This window comes from Streptomyces sp. NPDC002156 (genome assembly GCF_053593675.1).
In genome coordinates this window covers 1-18,695 of record NZ_JBSFDA010000045.1, presented here as the reverse complement: position 1 = coordinate 18,695, position 18,695 = coordinate 1, and the positions used below count along the sequence as shown (strand labels likewise).

Annotated in this window: 16 protein-coding genes; 9 read left to right on the top strand and 7 right to left on the bottom strand. The window is 71.5% G+C overall.

Annotated elements, in window-relative coordinates; genetic code table 11:
• Positions 1–25 precede the first annotated feature (25 nt).
• On the top strand, positions 26–868 hold the full coding sequence (locus tag ACWCRB_RS19940) for a hypothetical protein (RefSeq protein ID WP_450997307.1): 843 nt from the start codon (positions 26–28) through the stop codon (positions 866–868).
• Positions 869–937: 69 nt separating this feature from the next.
• Here the strand turns inward: ACWCRB_RS19940 and ACWCRB_RS19935 are convergent, their stop codons facing one another.
• Positions 938–2,356 (bottom strand): alpha/beta hydrolase, encoded by a 1,419-nt coding sequence (locus tag ACWCRB_RS19935; RefSeq protein ID WP_450997306.1) that lies wholly within the window; start codon positions 2,354–2,356, stop codon positions 938–940.
• 96 nt (positions 2,357–2,452) lie between these two features.
• Entirely contained in the window at positions 2,453–3,214 is a 762-nt protein-coding gene (locus tag ACWCRB_RS19930) for an SDR family NAD(P)-dependent oxidoreductase (protein ID WP_450997305.1), read from the bottom strand.
• A gap of 167 nt (positions 3,215–3,381) precedes the next feature.
• On the opposite strand from ACWCRB_RS19930, the gene ACWCRB_RS19925 reads away from it, so the two are divergent.
• Complete coding sequence (locus tag ACWCRB_RS19925; protein ID WP_450997304.1) at positions 3,382–4,044, top strand: TetR/AcrR family transcriptional regulator; 663 nt, start codon at positions 3,382–3,384, stop codon at positions 4,042–4,044.
• A gap of 188 nt (positions 4,045–4,232) precedes the next feature.
• Here ACWCRB_RS19925 and ACWCRB_RS19920 read toward each other — a convergent pair whose 3' ends face one another.
• Together ACWCRB_RS19920 and ACWCRB_RS19915 are read right to left on the bottom strand one after the other, a co-directional pair.
• Positions 4,233–5,201 carry a TIGR01777 family oxidoreductase gene (locus tag ACWCRB_RS19920; protein ID WP_450997303.1) on the bottom strand — a complete coding sequence of 323 codons (969 nt, stop codon included), beginning with the start codon at positions 5,199–5,201 and terminating at the stop codon, positions 4,233–4,235.
• A 102-nt stretch (positions 5,202–5,303) separates the two neighbouring features.
• Positions 5,304–6,554, bottom strand: coding sequence for a heparan-alpha-glucosaminide N-acetyltransferase domain-containing protein (locus tag ACWCRB_RS19915; RefSeq protein ID WP_450997302.1), 1,251 nt, complete (start codon positions 6,552–6,554; stop codon positions 5,304–5,306).
• Between the two features lie 156 nt (positions 6,555–6,710).
• On the opposite strand from ACWCRB_RS19915, the gene ACWCRB_RS19910 reads away from it, so the two are divergent.
• Both ACWCRB_RS19910 and ACWCRB_RS19905 read left to right on the top strand, forming a co-directional pair.
• Positions 6,711–7,370: a hypothetical protein gene (locus ACWCRB_RS19910; protein WP_450997301.1), complete on the top strand. Its 660-nt coding sequence runs from the start codon at positions 6,711–6,713 to the stop codon at positions 7,368–7,370.
• Between the two features lie 348 nt (positions 7,371–7,718).
• Entirely contained in the window at positions 7,719–8,402 is a 684-nt protein-coding gene (locus ACWCRB_RS19905; protein WP_450997300.1) for a sigma-70 family RNA polymerase sigma factor, read from the top strand.
• Between the two features lie 29 nt (positions 8,403–8,431).
• Here ACWCRB_RS19905 and ACWCRB_RS19900 read toward each other — a convergent pair whose 3' ends face one another.
• On the bottom strand, positions 8,432–8,929 hold the full coding sequence (locus ACWCRB_RS19900) for a MarR family winged helix-turn-helix transcriptional regulator (RefSeq protein ID WP_450997299.1): 498 nt from the start codon (positions 8,927–8,929) through the stop codon (positions 8,432–8,434).
• Between the two features lie 185 nt (positions 8,930–9,114).
• On the opposite strand from ACWCRB_RS19900, the gene ACWCRB_RS19895 reads away from it, so the two are divergent.
• The gene (locus ACWCRB_RS19895; RefSeq protein ID WP_369029392.1) at positions 9,115–9,633 is read left to right on the top strand and encodes a YceI family protein; all 519 of its coding nucleotides are present in this window, start codon (positions 9,115–9,117) and stop codon (positions 9,631–9,633) included.
• Positions 9,634–9,656: 23 nt separating this feature from the next.
• On the opposite strand, the gene ACWCRB_RS19890 is transcribed toward ACWCRB_RS19895, so the two are convergent.
• Complete coding sequence (locus tag ACWCRB_RS19890) at positions 9,657–11,402, bottom strand: hypothetical protein (RefSeq protein WP_450997298.1); 1,746 nt, start codon at positions 11,400–11,402, stop codon at positions 9,657–9,659.
• Between the two features lie 135 nt (positions 11,403–11,537).
• Positions 11,538–15,635, bottom strand: a complete 4,098-nt coding sequence (locus tag ACWCRB_RS19885) for a molybdopterin-dependent oxidoreductase (protein WP_450997297.1) — start codon at positions 15,633–15,635, stop codon at positions 11,538–11,540.
• A gap of 274 nt (positions 15,636–15,909) precedes the next feature.
• Here ACWCRB_RS19885 and ACWCRB_RS19880 point away from each other — a divergent pair, with 274 nt between their 5' ends.
• The 4 genes from ACWCRB_RS19880 (at position 15,910) to ACWCRB_RS19865 (ending at position 18,537) form a co-directional block, all read left to right on the top strand.
• The gene (locus tag ACWCRB_RS19880; protein WP_235474323.1) at positions 15,910–16,299 is read left to right on the top strand and encodes a cell division protein SepF; all 390 of its coding nucleotides are present in this window, start codon (positions 15,910–15,912) and stop codon (positions 16,297–16,299) included.
• Positions 16,300–16,395: 96 nt separating this feature from the next.
• Complete coding sequence (locus ACWCRB_RS19875; protein ID WP_450997296.1) at positions 16,396–17,559, top strand: ATP-binding protein; 1,164 nt, start codon at positions 16,396–16,398, stop codon at positions 17,557–17,559.
• Positions 17,556–17,906, top strand: coding sequence for a nucleotide pyrophosphohydrolase (locus ACWCRB_RS19870; protein WP_369029395.1), 351 nt, complete (start codon positions 17,556–17,558; stop codon positions 17,904–17,906). Before ACWCRB_RS19875 ends, ACWCRB_RS19870 begins: the two co-directional genes overlap by 4 nt.
• Positions 17,907–18,063: 157 nt before the next feature.
• Positions 18,064–18,537: a DUF6099 family protein gene (locus tag ACWCRB_RS19865; protein ID WP_369029396.1), complete on the top strand. Its 474-nt coding sequence runs from the start codon at positions 18,064–18,066 to the stop codon at positions 18,535–18,537.
• The last annotated feature ends 158 nt before the right edge of the window (positions 18,538–18,695 follow it).

The window sequence follows — 18,695 nt, the reverse complement described above, 5'->3', positions numbered from 1 at the left end:
GTGCTGCCCCCGGCGGAACAGCAGTGTGCGACTGATCGACGCGCGGATGCCGGAGCTGGCCCGGTGCCTGACCCTCTTCCAGTACGTCCAGGCGGTCACCGGAGGGCCGGCCGCGCGGATCGACCAGGCCGGGAGCTATGCCGTACCGAGTCTGCGCGGTGACGCGTTCGCCGTCCGGCCGGGGTCGATCGCGCTGCGTCTCGACGGTGACGGGGTCGCCTCGGCCGTGGTCGAGCGGGACGAGAGCAGCGGGTCGGTGGCCGTCCATCTGATCGACGGGGACGGGCGGACCGTGCATCAGGGGCGGCTGCTGTCGGAGGGGGACCGGTTGCTGGTCGGACTTGCCCCTACGGTCGAGGCCGGGGCGTCTGCGGTCGGGGCGTCCGTGGTCCCCGAGGTGCCGGCTTGGGAGAACGGTGACCAGCTCGCGCAGTTCGACGCGGTGCTCGCGGACGGTGGGGTTGCCCGGCGTGCGGCGTTCGACCGGTATCGCGGTGAGCACCGGGCTATCGACGTCGGCGTCGTGCCGTCGGTGCTCGACCATGTGTGCTCGGTCGGGCTGCCGATCGGGGTCGCCGTGTTCGCCCCGGCGGTCATGCAGGCGTGCGCGGGGCGGGTTCATGTGACTGACCGGACCGTGGGTGGGCGGGTGTTCGCGGCGGTTGCGGAGAGTTCGGTGGAGATCGACCTCGCGGGTGTGCGGGAGTGTCACCTTGTGCGGTCCTCGGGGGCGCATGGCCCGACCTCGGCGTTGGAGTTGGACGACGAGGACGGGCGGTGCGTTGCTGTTGTTACGCAGTTCGGGGTGGTTGGGGTGGATGTGTACGGGGTGTGGGAGCAGCTTGCGGAGTCTCTGCCTGACGCGTAGTGCTCCGCTGGTTGGGCGGGTTGTTGGCTGCGGGCCCGGTGGGGGCTTGTCGCGCAGTTCCCCGCGCCCCTATCGGGGCGCGTCCGCGCCTCCGATCCTCCTCAGGAACCGCGCCAGTGTGTGCGTCAGGGTGTTGTCGGACGGGGGCGCGAAGAGCGGGTCCAGGTGGTTCATGCCGGTGTCGGTTTCGTACGTGGCGTATGGGATGCGGGAGTTGGTCACCACCCTGCGGGCCGCCTCCTCCACTGTGCCCTTGGCGTAGCTCGTGCCGAAGGCGTACAGGGGGATGTCCAGGCGGGCGGCGTGGTGGAGGCGTAGGTCCAGGGAGCGGGTGAGGGGGGAGTCGGTGTAGGCGTCCGTGACGTCGAGGTCCACGGAGAGGCGGGCGGGCCAGTACCACTCCCACACGGCCGGGACCGGACCGGCGTACGACTCCGCGACCCGGCCGATCGGCGTGATGCCGGTGTTGATCCAGCCGCGTACGTCCCCGCTGTCGGCGAGGTGTCCGGAGTGCACGGTGATGGCGTTCGGCCAGCCGAAGTCCGCGTCGACCAGGAAGCCCAGCAGGGCCGCGTTGGTGACGGGGTACGGCAGGCGCAGGGCCTCGGGCAGGCGGGGCTGGAGGACCGAGCGGCCGTCGGGGTCGTGGAGGGCGTAGTGGCCGGCGAGCTGGTACCAGATCTGGGTGCTCTCGGCGCGGCTGCCCAGCCCCACCCCGCTCAGGGTCAGGTCGAACACCGCCCCGGCCTCGATCGCCGCGAGCCGCTCCCGTACCTGCTCCGGTGAGTCGGCGACCGGGTCGCCCGTGCCGTCGAACGCCCCGAGGACACCGCCGTCGATGACGGCCAGCGCGGCCAGGTCCCGGTATCCGGGGCAGCCGTCGAAGTCCCAGGCCGCGTACGCCAGCGCGGTCGTCGCGCCCCAGGAGTGGCCGCCGAGCACCACGCGCCGGCCGCCCCGGCCCGCCGCTCGGACGACGGTCCGCAGGTCCGAGAGGGTCAGGGGCAGGCCCCAGTGTGCGGCGAAGGGGGAGGCGGCCGGGTCCTGGGTGCGGTAGTGGCCGTCCAGGTAGTAGGCGAGGGGGTCCGGGCCGGTGAAGCCGGTGCGGTCGGCGAGGTTCTCCTCCCGCCGGTCCAGGGCCCACACCTGTGTTCCGGGCACGGCCGCGACCAGGTCGCGGGCCGGCAGCCGGAAGTCGTTCGCGGCGCCGAACATGCCGGGCACCAGCACGAGGACGGTGCCCGCCGTGTCGGGGCCGACCTTGAGGACGTGGACGCGGTCGGTCCCGGCGGGCCCGCCGCCGGCGCCCACGGCCAGGGCCACGTACGGCTCCGGGCCGACGGGCCCGACCGCTCCTTGTCCGGTGGCGCCCGGTGTGCGGCCTGCGGCCAGTGCGGATCCGGCCCCCGTGCCGGCCGCGGCCGAGGCCAGGGCCAGACCGCCGATCATTCCGCCCAGCACCGTACGGCGCGGCAGACGGCTCGTCATCTCACGTACCTCCAGGGAGAGTTGGTCGCGACCAGCTTCCTCCACTCCCTTGAGGTCTCAAGCACCAGGGTGGGCCTGCCTGGTGAACACCTGCCGTCAGACGGCGGACCAGCCGTTGTCGACGGCCAGGATCACGCCGTTGATGTTGCTGGCCGCGTCCGAGGCGAGGAACACGATCGCGGCGGCCTGCTCCTCGGGCTCGGACACCCGGCCGACGCTGGCCAGGTACGGGCCGAGCGTCTTCGGCCCGTGCGCCTCCCAGTCGGCCGTCGGGATCATGCCGGTCCGCGTGCCGCCGGGGGCGATGGCGTTGGTGCGGATGCCCTGGTTGCGGTACATCACGGCGAGGGACTTGGTGAGGCCCACGATGCCGTGCTTGGACACCGTGTACGCGGTCCCGGAGGCGCTGCCGCGCAGGCCTGCCTCGGAGGCGGTGCTCACGATGGCGCCCTTGCCCGCCTCGATCATGTGCGGCAGGACGGCCCGGGAGAGCAGGAACGGCGCGGTCAGGTTGATCCGGATGACCCGCTCCCACTCCGCGTCGGTCACGTCCGCCGCGGCCGACATGCTGTCCATGATCGCCGCGTTGTTGACCAGCGCGTCCACCCCGCCGAACCGCTCCACCGTCGTGGCGACCACCTCGTCGACGACGGTCTGCTCGCTCAGGTCGCCGATCACGGCCAGGGCCGTGCCGCCGGCCTCCTCGATCTCCTTGACGGTCGTGGCGGCGCCGTCGGCGTTGAGATCGGCGACCACGACGCGGGCGCCCTCCGCCGCGAAGGCCAGCGCGGTGGCCCGGCCGATGCCGGAACCGGCGCCGGTGACGATGACGCTGCGGCCGTTGAGTCCAGTGGTCATGACGTGCTCCAGAGGTGGTGCGTGAGGGTGCAACGGGGTGTTGCGGTGCCACCGTACGACTTAATGTCTCTGAAAGACATAAAGTCGAGGTGTCTTCTCGGGATCACTACAATGGGCCGGTCCTCAATGACGGGGCGGAAGTACGGGGTGGAAGCGAGGAGTCGCTGGTGCCGGACGGCAGGCAGGGCGAGGCTTCCGGTCGTGGGCGCGGGCGGACGGGTCGGCCTCGGCTGACCGAGCAGCGCAAGTCCGAGATCCGGCTGGAGATCGCCCTCGCCGCGGTGGAACTGTTCGTCGCCCAGGGGGTGACCGCCACGACGGGGGAGCAGATCGGGCAGGCGGTGGGGGTCTCGTCGCGGACCGTGTGGCGTTACTTCCCGAGCAAGGAGAGCTGCGTCAGTCCGTTGTTCGCGGCCGGTATCGACAGGATCGCCGGGTGTCTGCGGGAGTGGGGGCCCGGGCGGCCTCTGGAGGAGGCGTTGGCGCCGGCGCTGGACATCGACGACTGGGCGGGGCGGCCCGGGGTCGCGGAGCTGCGCAAGCTGGTACGGCTGACCCGTACCGAGCCGGGGCTGCGTGCCGTCTGGCTTCAGTCGCACGACGAGGCCGAGCCGGCCTTTGCCCGTGCGCTTGCTGCGCGTGCGGGTTTGCCTGCGGATGATGTGCGGCCGGTGATTCAGGCCGCGATGCTCAACTCTGCGTTGCGTGCGGCGGCTGAGCGGTTTGCCTGGCGTGGCGGCGAGGCGGAGTCCGGCCCGGCCTCGGCCGGGGCCGAACTGGCGGCGAGCTTTCGCTCGGCGCTCGCTGTCGCGGAGGCTGGTCTGTCCTAGTCGCGCTCGACGGGCATACGGGGGAGCGGTTGTTCGTCGGGTGCGAGCCCGGTGGGGGCTGGTCGCGCAGTTCCCCGCGCCCCTTAGGGGGTGTTGTGGTGCGCCTCGTGTGTGAGATCGGCCGTCGAGGGTGCTTGGTTGTCTGGTGCGGGTCCGGTGGGGGCTGGTCGCGCAGTTCCCCGCGCCCCTTAGGGGGCGCTTTGGCGCACCTGATTTCGTGTGCTCCGCACCCTGTGTACGAGGTCGGTCGCCGCCTTCGGCCACTCCTCGTGGTCGAAGGTGAAGCCGGCGTCGAGCAGGCGGCCCGGGACGACGCGGCGGCTCTTCAGTAGGAGTTCTGTGTCTGAGCGGAGTGCGAACGCGCCCAGTTCTGCCATCCAGCGGGTTGCGGGCAGGCCCACCGGGACTCCCCACGCCGCGCGCAGCGCCCGCATGAACTCGCGCTGGGGGACGGGGTGGGGAGCGGCGAGGTTCACCGGGCCGGTGAGGTCCTCCCGGGCGGTCAGGAACTCGACGGCGCGTACGAAGTCCTGGTCGTGGATCCAGGACACGTACTGTGCGCCGCCCGCCACCGGGCCGCCGAGGCCGAGCCGGGCCAGTCGGAGGAGGACGTCGAAGACGCCGCCGCGGTCCGGGCTCATCACCATGGCGGTTCGCAGGGCGACCTTGCGCGTGGCGGGCGTCGGTGCCTGCTCCTGGGCCCGCTCCCAGGCCTTGGCGATCTCGACGCTGTAGGCCCAGTAGTCCGGTACGCCGGGTTCGGCGCCGCCGATGACGCCGGTCGCCTCGTCGTTGGGGGCGTCGAAGCGGTGGGCGTACACGGTGGCTGTGCTCATCTGGAGCCAGAGACGGGGCGGCTGTGCGGCTCCCGCGATTGCTTCGCCCACGACCCTGGCCGAGTGCACCCGCGAGTCCATCATGGCCCGCAGATTGGCGGGGGTGTAGCGGCAGCTGACGCTGCGGCCCGCCAGGTTGATCACGACGTCGCTGCCGTCGACCGCCTTGGTCCAGTCGCCCAGGGTCTCGCCGTCCCAGGCGATCTCGTGGTCGTGTGTCGGCCGTCTGGTCAGGACGGTCACATCGTGACCGGCGGCGGTGAGGGCGCGGTTCAGGACCGTACCCACCTGGCCGGTTCCTCCGGGAATGACGATCCTCATGGCTCCCCCTGGGGCTTGAACGTGTGCGCTGAACGGCTGTGCTACGAGCCCGGTGTAGATATTTGAACACGTTCAAAAGCGGGCGTCCAGTCGGACCGGCCACTACTTCACCCACCGGGCGATCCTCGTCGTGTCCCCCATGAGGCGCTCCAGCGGCCCGCGCCTGAAGAAGCGCGACCAGACGACGGCGAAGACGGTCACGGCCACGAGGAAGCCGAACAGCACGTGCAGCGGGGAGCCGGGGAGTTCCTCGATGCCGAGGGCCCAGATGCCGGCCAGGTGGAGGACATACGCCGTCAGGGACATCGTGCCGACCGCGACGACCGGAGCCGTGAGGCGCCGGAAGCGGGGGAGGGCGTCGACGGCGATCACGCAGCCGACGAGTACGGCGATCGCGACCCCGGTGTTGCCCACGACGGACAGCGTCGTCTCGCTGTGCGGGGAGGCCACCCACAGCCAGGCCGCCGAGTCCCCGGTCGGATAGCCGGCCGTGTCCGACCACCAGGCCGACATGACCGAACCGGAGCCGTCCTCGCCGCCGCCCGCCGCGAGGGCGGAGGAGACCCCGGGTACGAGGTGCAGGGCCAGCCACGAGCCGCCGTAACCGAGCACGGCGAGCGCGATGCCGGTGGCGGCGAGGCGGATACGTACGGCCGTGGCGGCGAGGTCGAGACGGGCCACCGCCATGCCCGCGAAGAGGAACGGGACCCAGGCCAGGGCCGGGTAGCTCCCGGTGAACATCAGCTCGACGAAGCCGTCGGTGCCGCTGACCAGGGCCAGCGGATCGTTGTGCGTGACCGTCTCCGCCCAGGAGTCGTCGTCGATGGACCGCTGGACGACGTACAGGAGTTGGGGCAGGACGAGTGCCGTACCGGCGGCGATGGCGGCCAGGGCGCCGGCGCGCAGTCGGTGGAAGGGCAGGACCAGGACGAAGCAGAGGCCGTAGTAGGCCAGGATGACCTCGACCGGGGTGCCGGTGGAGGTCAGCCAGGTGCCGAGGGCGACCAGCAGCACCGCCCGGATCAGTACCTTGGCGACGGCCTGGCGGCCCTCGCGGCCGGTCTTCGGTACCCGGCGGCCCGTCATCAGGATGATCGAGAAGCCCGCCAGGAAGGCGAAGAGCGCGGAGGCGCGGCCGTGGAACAGCTCCATGACATGGCCGGTCACCCCGCCCGAGGAGGGGTCGGGGCCGACATGGGCGGCGTACATCCCGAAGACGGCGAGGCCGCGCGCGAGGTCCACGCCGACCAGTCGGCCGAGCTGTGCGGGACGTGTGCCGGCGGGGCTGACAGGAACTGTGGGTTCGATCTGAGTACCGGCGGCGAAATTCGGCAAAGAGGCGTTTTGCGTCATGGTTCCAGAGTGGAAACCCGCTGGTCGGACCAGGTATCCGCCGAACGTCCGGCGAACCCCCGCCGACCGGCCGGGGGTACCCCGCCGAACGGTTGATCAGTAATTTACGTACCCACCACTGACGAACGAGTGCCGGATGGGAGGATGAGCGCCGTCATGACTGCCGGATGGGGTGCACGCACGCTGCGGGCCGCGGTGTTCGCGGCCGTCTGTGTGCTGCTCGCCGCCCTCGGCCATGTGCTGATGTCGGGCTCCTCCGTCCCCTGGTGGACGCTCGTCGCCGGGACCGTGGTCATGGCCGGCGCGGGCTGGTGCCTCGCCGGCCGCGAGCGCGGACTCCCGCTGGTCGTGGGCGTGGTGGTCGTCGCCCAGGGCGCGCTCCACTCGGCGTTCTCGTTCACGCGGGGCACCGCCGGCACGTCGACGGACTCCATGGACATGGCCCACACCGGCATGGACGCAGACATGGGCATGGACATGGACACGAGGATGCTCATGGGCCTGGGGCACATGGCCCACGGCGGCCACGGCACGGACGCCCTGTCGTCCTCGTACGGCATGCTCGCCGCCCACACGCTCGCCGCGCTGCTGTGCGGTCTGTGGCTGGCGTACGGCGAACGGGCCGCGTTCCGCATCCTGCGCGCGGTGGCCGGCCGGCTGGTCGCTCCGCTGCGGCTGGCGCTCGCGCGGCCCGTGACACCGGACCGCCCTCGCCTCCGCCCGCGACGCGGCACCTCGGACCGAGCGCCACGGCTGCTCCCGCTCGTCCACACGATCACTTCTCGGGGCCCGCCGACGAGGATCGCTGTCATCTGAGACAGCGAGGACCTGTCGTTCGGATCACGCCTGGGCCGCCGGGTGTGGCACACCCTCCTCCGCCTCCTTGCGGCTGCACGCACCACACATGGTGTCGCGGCCTGAAGCAGGCGTGATCCGAACGACAGGCCCTGGTTTCCCGGGGCCGTTCCACGCGGCGCCGACGCAATCGACGTCGGCCTCCGCGGGCGCCCGGGCCCCGGCCGTACCCGCGCAGCGCGTACGGCCGTCCTCCCTCACCCGGTAGCGGCGTGCCCGCACGTCTCGTGCCTCGCAGCGCCTTCGCGTGCGTCGCGTTTCGTGGGCTGTCGCCGTGCCGGATTCCGGATGATCCGAGAAGGACCCCAGGTGATCACTCCTGTACTGCCCGCCTCGACCCGCCCGACCTCCACGGCCCGCCCGTTGGACGAGTCGATAACCGCCTGGGCGCTCGCCGCCCGTGGTGGCGACCCGGCCGCCGTCGAACGGTTCGTCGGCGCCCTGCACCGCGATGTGGTGCGGTACGTCGCCCATCTCTCCGCCGATCCGCAGGCCGCCGACGACCTCGCCCAGGACACGTTCCTGCGGGCGCTCGGCAGTCTGCACCGGTTCGAGGGGCGGTCCTCGGCCCGTGCCTGGCTGATGTCCATCGCGCGGCGCGCGGTGATCGACAGCTTCCGGCACGCGGCCGCCCGGCCCCGGCTGTGCGACACCGACGACTGGCGGCTGACCGCCGAACTGGCCCAGCCGCGCGGCCTGCCCGGCTTCGACGACGGGGTCGCGCTCCTCGACCTGCTGGCCGCGCTGCCCGACGAGCGGCGCGAGGCGTTCATCCTCACGCAGCTGATGGGGCTGCCCTACTCGGAGGCGGCCGAGGTCAGCGACTGCCCCGTCGGGACGGTGCGTTCGCGTGTGGCCCGGGCCCGCGCGACCCTCGTCGACCTGCTCACCGAGGCCGAGACGGAGGCCATGACGAAGACGCAGGCGGCGACGGAGTCAGGACTGGAGTCAGGATCGCAGTCGCGGCCGGAGCCGGCGGTTCTGGCGGCCTGACGACCGACCGGGCGGGCGGGACAGGGGAGTCACGCCTTCTCCCCGCCCGCCACCTCCGGCAGCAGTCCGTACATCGCCTCGCGCTCCTCGGAGCCGATGCGCGCCAGCCCCGAGTTGACCGTGTCGGCCAGGGTCGGCGAGGCCTCCGTGAACAGGCGGCGGCCCTTCTCGGTGAGGGCGACCTCGACGCCCCGCTTGTCGCCGCAGACCGAGCGCCGGGTGACGAGCCCCGCGTGCTGGAGACAGGCGATCTGATAGGTGAGCCGGGTCTTGGGGCGGCCGAGCAGCTCCGCGATCCGGGTCATCCGCAGCCCGCCGTCGGCCCGGCCCGCGAGCAGGCACAGGACCAGGAACTCGTCGTGGGAGACCCCGAGCGTGTCCTTGAGGACGGGGCCGAGCCGCTGCTCGATCGACCCGGTCGTGGCCAGCAGGATCATCCAGGCCCGTAGTTCGGCCGGGAGCAGCGCGCTCTCGCTCGCGGAGGGGCAAGGGGGCAGGTCGGGGGTGCTCTCGGCAGGGTCGGCCATGGGTTCGATCCTACCGGTTGTCCAATTTTGCACGAAGGAGTCGCGGAGGGTTGTTCAGATTTGGATTACGGGCTAGCGTGAGCATCATCCAAATTTGGATGACCGGCGATGACCGGCGTCTTCGCCACCCCTTCGCCATCCCTTCGTCATCCTTTTTCGTCCCCCTTGCGTATGTGGAGACCCTCATGACCGTTGCCGTAGAAACCGGCCTGTGGCAGCTCGACCGGACCGCGACCACCGTCGCCGTCAGTCACAAGACGATGTGGGGCATGGTCACGGTGAAGGGCGCCTTCGCCGTCGTCGGCGGCCAGGGCGAGGTCCTGTCCGACGGCTCCGCCACCGGCACCGTGACCCTGGACGCCACCTCCCTGGACACCAAGCACACCAAGCGCGACAAGCACCTGCGTTCCGCCGACTTCTTCGACGCCGACAACCACCCCGAGATCACCTTCGGAGTGCGTGGCGCCGAACTCCGCGGCGGCGACACCGTCCACGTCGACGGCCAGCTGACCGTGCGCGGCATCAGCCGCCCGGTGACCTTCACGGCCCGCCTCACCAAGGCGAACGCCGACGCGGTCGCCCTGGACGCGGAGTTCACCGTGGACCGGAACGAGTTCGGCATGGGCTGGAACCAGATGGGCATGATGAAGGGCCTCGCGACGGTCAACGCCACGCTCGCCTTCGTCCGTACGAAGACGGCCTGACCCGTCACGTTGACCCCCGTTGGCTACCGCTCGCCCGGCAGCCGGACGTCCATGCTCGACAAGGTGTCCGGCGACGCCGTGAAGACACGCAGCCGGATCCGCGTCCCCGGCCGCCGGGGCACGTGGAACACCGGCCCGGGCGACCGGAGCCGGTAGACGGCGCTCGCGTGGGCGGGCAGCGTGGCGGGCCCCCGGGTCACCTTCCACCAGTGGCTCATGCCCTGACCGGTGGTCAGCGTGAAGTGGGGCGTGAGGGCGCTGTCGTCCGTGTTCGTGACCCGGACGTCCAGTTCCGACACGGCGGCCGGTCCGGCCGTACGCATCCCCGTCACCCGCATCCGCAGCGGCGGCGACCCCGTCGCCGCCACGGCCGCACTCGCCAGCGCCGGTACGAGGAGCAGCGCGGCCGCCGCGACCAGCGCCGGACGCCTGCGCGGGCCCGACAGGAAGCGCGGCCGGGGCTGCCACGCGCCGGCGAAGGACGCGGCGGGCGTGGTGATCGCGGCCGCCAGCCACAGCGGAGTCATCAGCAGGTAGTAGCCGTCCTGCGAACGCGTCGCCAGGAAGAAGGCGCACCAGGGCAGCACGGTCGCCGCCGGACCCAGCCGCCGCACGAACAGGACGAGCAGCGCCAGCAGCGCCCCCGTCAGCAGCACGCTCGCGTGCGAGTACCAGGCCAGCCGGTCGCTGCCGTCGGTGTAGTAGAGCGCGAGACCCACCAGGCCCTGCCCGTGGATCGTCGCGTTCTGTGTCAGCGGCAGGGCGACCCCGGCCGCCCAGGTGCGCGGCTCGCTCACGACGAAGTACGTGTTGATCAGCAGCCATACGGTGGCCGCCATGCCCGCGACCCGCAGCACCACCCCGGCGGCGGCCCTGCCACCCAGCTCACCCCGGCGCACGGCGTAGATCCCGGCCAGCAGGAACGGCACGAGGAACCACGGCAGTTGCTGCGCCGCGCAGGCCGCACCCAGACAGGCGGCCCGCGCGAGGCCGCCCCACCCGAGCCGCCCGCCCGCCCCGATCCGCGGCCAGTGCGCCACCACCGGGATCAGCAGCGCGAGCCCGACGATCGCCGGGTAACCGAGCCGCGCGTAACTCGGCAGGAAGCCGAAGCCCAGACACGCCATGGTCGCCGCCGACCGCCACGGCACCGGCAGCAGCCGCCACAGGGTCACCGCGCCGACGAGCAGCGCCCCGGTCGTCACCGCGGTCGCGGCCAGCGCGCCGTGCCCGAGCCACAGAAGGGGTGCTGTCAGCAGTAGGGCGAGGGGCGGGTAGCCGTACGTGAGGTCGTAGCCGCCGTTCATCGTCGGGGTCAGGGCGACATCGGGGTTGTGCCGGAAGAGCCACGGCCAGGGCTGCCCGTACACGGGATGCCCGGCGACCAGCTCCCGGGCGGCCTGTGCGGTGAGGACACCCTCGTCGCCGCCGGCGTGGTTCAGGGCGAAGGTGCACAGGGTCAGCGTCATGGCGGTGACCAGGACGCACAGGTCGAGCCGGGCGAGCGAGCGGGTCCGGCGTACGGTCAGCGCCAGCACCCCGCTGACCAGGATCGACAGATAGCAGAGCGAGATGACGGCGGCGACGGCGAGCCGGTGACTGGCGGCCTGCGTCCACACCGCACGCGTACCGATGAACAGGCTGACGGTCGCGAGCAGGGTCAGAACGCGATGCCACTGCGCCGGGGCATCGGCCTCCGGCACGGCCACCCAGGTCGGGCGGGGGATGTTCTTCGCCTGGGTGTCAGGCGCTGTTTCTGCCAAGTGCACGACAGTGGAACGTAATCGTGCCTGGTGTGCCGCGTGCGGGTGGAGGTGAAGGGTCCGGTGTGAGGCCGGTAAGAATGTCCGCCAGTCGGTAATTGTGATGGTTTGTTCGGATTGTATGGCTGAGGCATGGATGACTCAGTAGACATCCCGTACGTAACGCTTCGCCGCCGCGAGCTGCTTCACGTACACGCCCGCCTCGTCCTCGCTCAGTCCGCCGTGGGCCACCGCGATGTCCCGGAGTGCCCGGTCCACGTCCTTGGCCATGCGGGAGGCGTCGCCGCAGACGTAGAAGTGGGCGCCCTCCTGGAGCCAGTGCCACAACTCGGGCCCGTGCTCGCGCATCCGGTCCTGGACGTACACCTTGTTGCGCTGGTCGCGGGAGAACGCGGTGTCCAGGCGACTGAGCGTGCCCTCTGCCACCAGTTCGGCCAGCTCGTCCTCGTAGTAGAAGTCGGTGGCGCGGTGCTGCTCGCCGAAGAACAGCCAGTTCGGCGCCGTGTGCCCGAGCGCCCGCCGCTCCTCCAGGAACCCCACGAACGGCGCCACCCCGGTCCCCGGCCCGACCATCACCATCGGCGTCGAGGCGTCCGCCGGGGGCCGGAAGTACGGCGAGCGCTGGACGAAGACGGGCACCGCCGTGTCCGGCCCGGCGTCGGCCAGGAAGGGCGAGCAGACTCCGCCGCGCGGCACGCCACGCAGGTTCTCGTACCGGACCACGGACACCGTCAGCGACACCCGCGCCGGGTCGACGAGCGGACTCGACGAGATGGAGTACAGCCGGGGCTGAAGCCGCCGCAGCACCCCCACCCACTCCTGCGCGGACGCCCGCACCCCGTACTCGGCGACCACGTCGACGGCCTGCCGACCCCAGGACCAGCGGGCCAGCCCGTCCTTGTTGTCGGACCGCATCAGCTTCTTCAACTCCCGGTTGTCCCGGGCGCGTTCGGAGACGAAGCGGAGCAGGTCGGACGTGATCCGGGTGATGTCGAGCTGCCCGTGCAGCGCCTCGGAGAGCGAGAACTCACCAACTCCGTCCACCCTCACGCCGGTTGACGCGTCCAGCCCGGTCACGGCCAGCCATTCCGCCACCAGGGACGCGGAGTTGACAGGCCGCACGCCCAGCGCGTCACCCGCCTCGTACGCCAGTCCCGTACCGCTCGTGTCGAAGGTGAACCGCCGCACCTCCTTGGTCGCGCCCGGCAGACTGAGCAGCCGGTTGCCGACGAGCCGGGCGGGGGAGGGGGCGGGCTTGGCGGACCGGATGACGGGAGCGGGAGCAGGGGTGGGGACAGGCGCCGGAGCGGGGACCGTCTTCACGTCCTGCGTCTCCTGCGTCTTCTTCGTCTCCAGCCCGTCGAGCACCTGGTCGAGCCATGCGTCCGCCGACGGCTCGAAGTCGGGCTCGCAGTCGGTGCGCGGCGCGATCCGCACCGCCCCCAACTCGTCGAGCCGCGCGTCCAGTCGGCGCCCGTGCCCGCAGAAGTCGTCGTACGAGGAGTCGCCCAGCGCGAGGACGGCGTACCGCACGCCGTCCAGCCGTGGCGCCTGCTCCCCGGAGAGCGTGTCCCAGAGGCCGGAGCCGTTGTCGGGGGCGTCGCCGTCGCCGAACGTGCTGGTGATGAAGAGGAGATCGGCACTGCGCGCCAGGGCGGCCACATCGGCCTCGTCCATGCCGACGAGCCGCGCCCGGTGCCCGCCGGCGTTCAGCCGCTCGGCCGCCGCGCCCGCCAGCTCCTCGGCGTTGCCGGTCTGCGAGGCCCACAGCACGACGACCTCGCGCCCGGCCAACTCGACCCCGACACCGACCTGTTGCTGCGGCGGTGCGTCCACGGCCCGGGAGTACATGCCGGCGAGCATCCCGTTCACCCAGTCGGCGTGCTCGGCGCTGAAGGGAGCGGAGGCGGGCAGCACCGGAATCCCCACGGCTCCGGTCGGCAGCCCGGCGAGGAAGCCCGAGAGGTACTGGCGTTCCTGGGAGCTGAGGACGGGCGGGGGAGCGGGCGTGAACGCCAACTCCGGTACCGGCACCGGGATCTGTGTGCGCACGGGCTCGGGGGCCTCGGGGCGCTGCGCCTCGGCCTCGGGCTTGTGCACCTTGACCAGGGACACCGCGCAGACCTTGAACTCCGGCTGCAGGGACAGCGGATCGACCGCGTCGCTCGTCACCGCGTTGATGCTCAGGTACTCACCGAAGAGGTCGTTCCAGTGGAAGGGCGCGAAGACGCACCCCGGCCGCACCCGGTCCGTGACGACCGCCGGCAGCACGGCCCGTCCGCGCCGCGAGGCGACCTCGACCGGGTCGCCGTCCACGACGCCCAACTCCCGTGCGTCCTGCGGGTGTACCTCCACGAACGGCCCGGAGTTCAGCTTGTTGAGCTTGGCGACCTTGCCCGTCTTCGTCAGGGTGTGCCACTGGTGCTGCACCCGCCCGGTGTTGAGGACGAACGGGAAGTCGTCGTCGGGCAGTTCGGCGGCGGGCAGATGCGGCCGGGCGAAGAAGACACCACGCCCACTGGCGGTGGGGAACCGCAGTCCCTCGTCCCCCTGGTAGCGGATGGGGTTGCGCGCGGGCCCGTCCACGGAGGCGGCCGGCCACTGCACGGGAGTCTCCCGCAGCCGCTCGTACGTCACGCCCCGGAGGTCCCACCCGGTCTTCGGGTTCCAGGCCCGCTTCAGCTCCTCGAAGACGTCCGCCGCGCTCTCGTACGCGAACCCCTCGAACCCCATCGCGCGGGCGACGGCCGCGATGATCCGCCAGTCGGCCATGGCGTCGCCGGGCGGGTCCACGGCGGCCTGGGCGAGGGTGAGGCTGCGCTCGCTGTTGACGAGGACGCCCTCCGCCTCGGTCCACATCGCGCCCGGCAGGACGACATCGGCGTACGCGTTGGTCTCGGTCTCGGCGAAGACGTCCTGGGTGACGACGAACTCGGCGGCCTCCAGGCCCTCGATGACCGTACGGCGGTTGGCGACCGAGGCGACCGGGTTGGTGCAGATGATCCAGCAGGCCTTGATGTGGCCCTCGGCCATCCGCCGGAACATCTCGATCGTGCCGTGTCCGGCGCCGTCCTTGCGGAGCGTGCCGGCCGGCAGCTCCCACAGGTCCTCGACGAACGCCCGCTCCTCGTCCACCAGCACGGACCGCTGCCCGGGCAGCCCCGGCCCCATGTACCCCATCTCCCGGCCGCCCATGGCGTTGGGCTGCCCGGTGAGGGAGAAGGGCCCGCTGCCGGGCCGGCAGATCGTACCCGTCGCGAGATGCAGGTTGACCAGGGCGTTCGTGTTCCAGGTGCCGTGCGTGGACTGGTTGAGCCCCATGGTCCAGCAGCTCATCCAGTCGTCGGCCGCCCCGATGATCCGCGCCGCTTCCCGGATGTCGTCCTCGGGGATGCCGGTGATCGCGGAGACGGCGTCCGGCGGATAGTCGGCGAGGAAGCCGGGCATCTCCTCCCAGCCCTCGGTGTGGGCGGCGATGAACTCCTGGTCGGTGTGCCCGCCGACATGCAGAAGATGAAGCAGCCCGTTGAGGAACGCGAGGTCGGTCCCCGGCTTGATCTGCAGGAACAGATCGGCCTTGGCGGCGGTGGCGGTACGCCGCGGATCGACCACGATCAGCTTGGCCCCCGCCTTCACCCGCTCCATCATCCGCAGATACAGGATCGGATGGCAGTCGGCCATGTTCGACCCGATGACGAGGAAGGCGTCGGCGTGGTCGAAGTCGTCGTACGAGCCGGGCGGCCCGTCGGCGCCCAGAGAGAGCTTGTATCCGGTGCCCGCGCTGGCCATGCACAGCCGCGAGTTGGACTCGATCTGGTTGGTCCCCACGAACCCCTTGGCCAGCTTGTTCGCCAGATACTGGGCCTCAAGGCCCATCTGCCCGGAGACATAGAAGGCGACGGCGTCCGGCCCGTGCTCGTCGACGATCGCGCGCAGCCGCCGCGCGGTCTCCGCGATCGCGTCCGCGACGGGCGCGGGCACCAGCTCCTCGCCCCGGTCGTCCGAGCCGTCCCGGACCAGCGCGGTGGTCAGCCGGCCGGGCGCGCTCAGCATGTCGGCGGTGGTCGCGCCCTTCGTGCACAGCCGCCCGGCGTTCGCGGGGTGCGCCTTGTCCCCGGACGCCTTGAAGACCGTACGCCGTCCGTCGGGCCCGAGCCCGACGTCCAGCACGATTCCGCAGCCCACACCGCAGTACGAGCACACGGTCCGCACCTGCGTCGTCGTGGGGGTAGTGGTCACGTGCTGCCTTTCTCTGTCCCGCTCTGTCCTTCTGCGTACCGGGCCTGCTGCCGACGAGCGTACGAATTGCCCGTTACGTCGATGTCACATGACCTGATCATGAGCGGTTACGCCCGCTGCACAGCCAGAGTGTCAGTGCTGTGAGGTACGTATAGGTGTTCGGATTTATCTCACATAGGGGGTCGCTGAGCGTGTCGTATTGGGCCGATCGGGTGACCATGCGTAAGAATTGGCTGATGCAGACAGCCAGTGCGAGCCAGGGCGGAGTGGGTCGATGAACAGCCACGATGTCACCGACGAACAGTGGGAGGGGCTCGCCCAGGTCGTACCACTGAGAGGCCGGGACGCCTGGCCGTCCGCGGTGGGCCACCGGTCGATACCCGAGGCGGAGACCGAGGCCAGGCGACGTTTCGTCGTCCTGCGCGTCAACGTCTTCGCGGATGCGAGGGACGTCGCGGAAACCCTGATGGCGGGCATCCCGGTGCTCCTCGACCTGACCGGCGCCGAGACGGACACCGCCAAGCGGGTGCTCGATTTCAGCACGGGCGTCGTCTTCGGCCTGGCGAGCGGGATGCACCGGGTCGACCGGAACGTGTTCCTTCTCACCCCGCCAGGTACGGAGGTCGGGGGCCTCATGGGCGGAGCGGGGGTCCCCGGACACTGAGAGCGGCCCAGCCACGAAAACCGGCGATCCCCCGTTCGTAGGAAGGTGCGGCGGACGGAACGGTTCGCCGCGCGGGCGGAGCCCTACGGTCCGGTTATGACCCTGTCACTGGACTTACCGCCCGCCGCAGCACAGACAGCGCCGCGTCCCGAGCGGCCGAGCGTCACCGAACTGCGGCTGTCCGCGTACGCGGGGCACCGCCGGGTGAGCCTGCCGCTCGGGCGGCTCACCCTTCTCGCCGGGCCGAGCGGCAGTGGCAAGACGACAGCCCTCAGGGCGTACGAGTCACTGGCCCGCCTCGGCTCCGGCGCCGCCGTCGGGGAGGCCTTCCCGGACCCGGCGGCCTGCGTACCGGAACGCGCCCGCCCCGACGCCCAACGCCGCCGCGGCTTCCGCATCGGCTGTACGGCGGACGGTCCCGAGGGCCCCGTACAACTCGACGTCGCCGTCCAGGCCGAGCCCGAACTGCGCATCGTGGGCGAGCGGTTGAGCGCGGGCGGGGTGGTCCTGCTGGAGACGGCACTGCGCGATCCCGGCCGCCGCGTCGTCCAGGCCGCCTGGCACACAGCCGGTTCGGAATCGGTCACGCGCGCCCCGATGCCGGACGACCGGCTCGGTACGGCCCTGCTGCCGCTGAAGGTGGCCGGCAGGACCGACGGAGAGCGCAGGGTCGTCGCCGCCGCCGAGCAGATGGTGGTCGCACTGAGGTCGGTCTTCGCCTGCGATCCACGCCCCGACCGGATGCGCGCGGCGGTCCCGGTGAGCACCGGACGCCTGCTGCCGGGTTGCGACAACCTGGCAGAGGTTCTCTGGCGCACGGGTACCGAATGCGCCATCCGCCATGGGCTGTTGACCGCCGCCGTCCGCGAGGGCTGCGCGGGCCCGGTCACGGACGTACGCGCCGACCGGGTCGCCGACGGCCGCGTCAGAGCCGTACTCGACCGGGGCGACGGCGTGCTCACCCACTTCGGCAGGCTGGGCGACGGCGAGTTGAGATACGCGGGCCTGGCGCTGGTCCTGCTGACCGGCCCCGGCGTCCTGACGGTCGACCGCCCCGGCGAGGTGCCCGACGCCCTCCAGACGCTCACGGTCCTGGCCGACGGTTTCGACCGCGCCCTGGACGCACGGCAGCGCGAGCAACTCCTGGGCCTGGCGGTACGGATGTGCGACCGCGGGCACATCCGCCTCCTTGGGGCGGTGAGCGACGCGTCCTGGGCGCGGGGAGTGACAGGGGCGACGGTGGTAGACCTGAAACCGTGACTGATCAGGAACACCCCGAACAGCGGCAGGATCTGGACGTGGCGAAACTCCAGCGCAGGCTGGCCGAGTTCGCGGCGGCACGGAACTGGCAGCCGTTCCACACCCCCAAGAACCTCGCTGCCGCTCTCAGTGTGGAGGCGTCCGAACTGGTCGAGATCTTCCAGTGGTTGACGCCCGAGGAGTCGGCGCGGGTGATGGACGACCCGGACACCGCCCACCGCGTGACGGACGAGGTCGCGGACGTGCTCGCCTATCTGCTCCAGCTGTGCGAGGTGCTCGGGATCGACGCGCTCGCGGCCCTCGACGCGAAGATCGACCGCAACGAACGGAGGTTCCCGCCGAAATAGTCACTCTCCGGAGTCGAATTCCGGTTCGTTCCCCATTTGTTGTCCGCAGATTTCCGCCTTCCTCTGGCTTTTCGTCCCACAGCACTTCACTCTGGGTAGTGGACGGTGGAATATGGGCGGACGTGCGAGAGCGCGTCGGGACAGACGGGGGCAGCGCATGGACGCGGTGCGGCTCATCCTGACGAGCAGACGTGCCCTCGCGGGCAGCGACGGTGTACCGGAAACCCTGACGGAGGTGTGGCAGGCACAGGCCCTCGCGCAGGCGATAGGCAGCCGCCTCGCAGTCACCGGACCACCCGAACTGCGGGGCGAGGCACTGGGGTTGACCGAACTGGCGGGCCGGGGCTGCGGAGTGCTCGACGAACCGCGCCTCGCCGCCGGCGCGTTACGCGCGGCTCAGCTCACGGAGTTGGGCGACGCCCGCCAGGCCCTCCTCTGGCTGGGCAATCTCCTCGGCGAGGCGGGCATCGCCCTGGTCGGCATCGCGAGCGCCGCACGCGACGAGACGACGTACTGGCAGTGCATGGAGTCGATCGACGCGGCGGACGAATCCCGCGACCGGGTCCTGGAGATGCTCCGAAAGCTGGCGGCGCGGGAGGCGGCGGGGGGAGCGGAGCGGGTCGCCGGGTAGGCGGGCGGTTCGTTTGTCCGGCGCGGGCCGGTGGGGGCTGGTCGCGTAGTTCCCCGCGCCCCTGTCGGGGCGCTTTCGCGCCCGAATCCCAGTTGGGCCGAGCCTTTCAGCTCGGCCCGGGCACCTTCAGCCCGTCCGGCGATTGAGGACGAGGCCGT

Bases quoted from the DNA above. Each gene is read 5' to 3' on its own strand.
- ACWCRB_RS19935 (WP_450997306.1), bottom strand. From the start codon at position 2,356: ATGACGAGCCGTCTGCCGCGCCGTACGGTGCTGGGCGGAATGATCGGC.
- ACWCRB_RS19910 (WP_450997301.1), top strand. From the start codon at position 6,711: ATGACTGCCGGATGGGGTGCACGCACGCTGCGGGCCGCGGTGTTCGCG.
- ACWCRB_RS19895 (WP_369029392.1), top strand. From the start codon at position 9,115: ATGACCGTTGCCGTAGAAACCGGCCTGTGGCAGCTCGACCGGACCGCG.
- ACWCRB_RS19915 (WP_450997302.1), bottom strand. From the start codon at position 6,554: ATGACGCAAAACGCCTCTTTGCCGAATTTCGCCGCCGGTACTCAGATC.
- ACWCRB_RS19880 (WP_235474323.1), top strand. From the start codon at position 15,910: ATGAACAGCCACGATGTCACCGACGAACAGTGGGAGGGGCTCGCCCAG.
- ACWCRB_RS19875 (WP_450997296.1), top strand. From the start codon at position 16,396: ATGACCCTGTCACTGGACTTACCGCCCGCCGCAGCACAGACAGCGCCG.
- ACWCRB_RS19865 (WP_369029396.1), top strand. From the start codon at position 18,064: ATGGACGCGGTGCGGCTCATCCTGACGAGCAGACGTGCCCTCGCGGGC.
- ACWCRB_RS19900 (WP_450997299.1), bottom strand. From the start codon at position 8,929: ATGGCCGACCCTGCCGAGAGCACCCCCGACCTGCCCCCTTGCCCCTCC.
- ACWCRB_RS19920 (WP_450997303.1), bottom strand. From the start codon at position 5,201: ATGAGGATCGTCATTCCCGGAGGAACCGGCCAGGTGGGTACGGTCCTG.
- ACWCRB_RS19930 (WP_450997305.1), bottom strand. From the start codon at position 3,214: ATGACCACTGGACTCAACGGCCGCAGCGTCATCGTCACCGGCGCCGGT.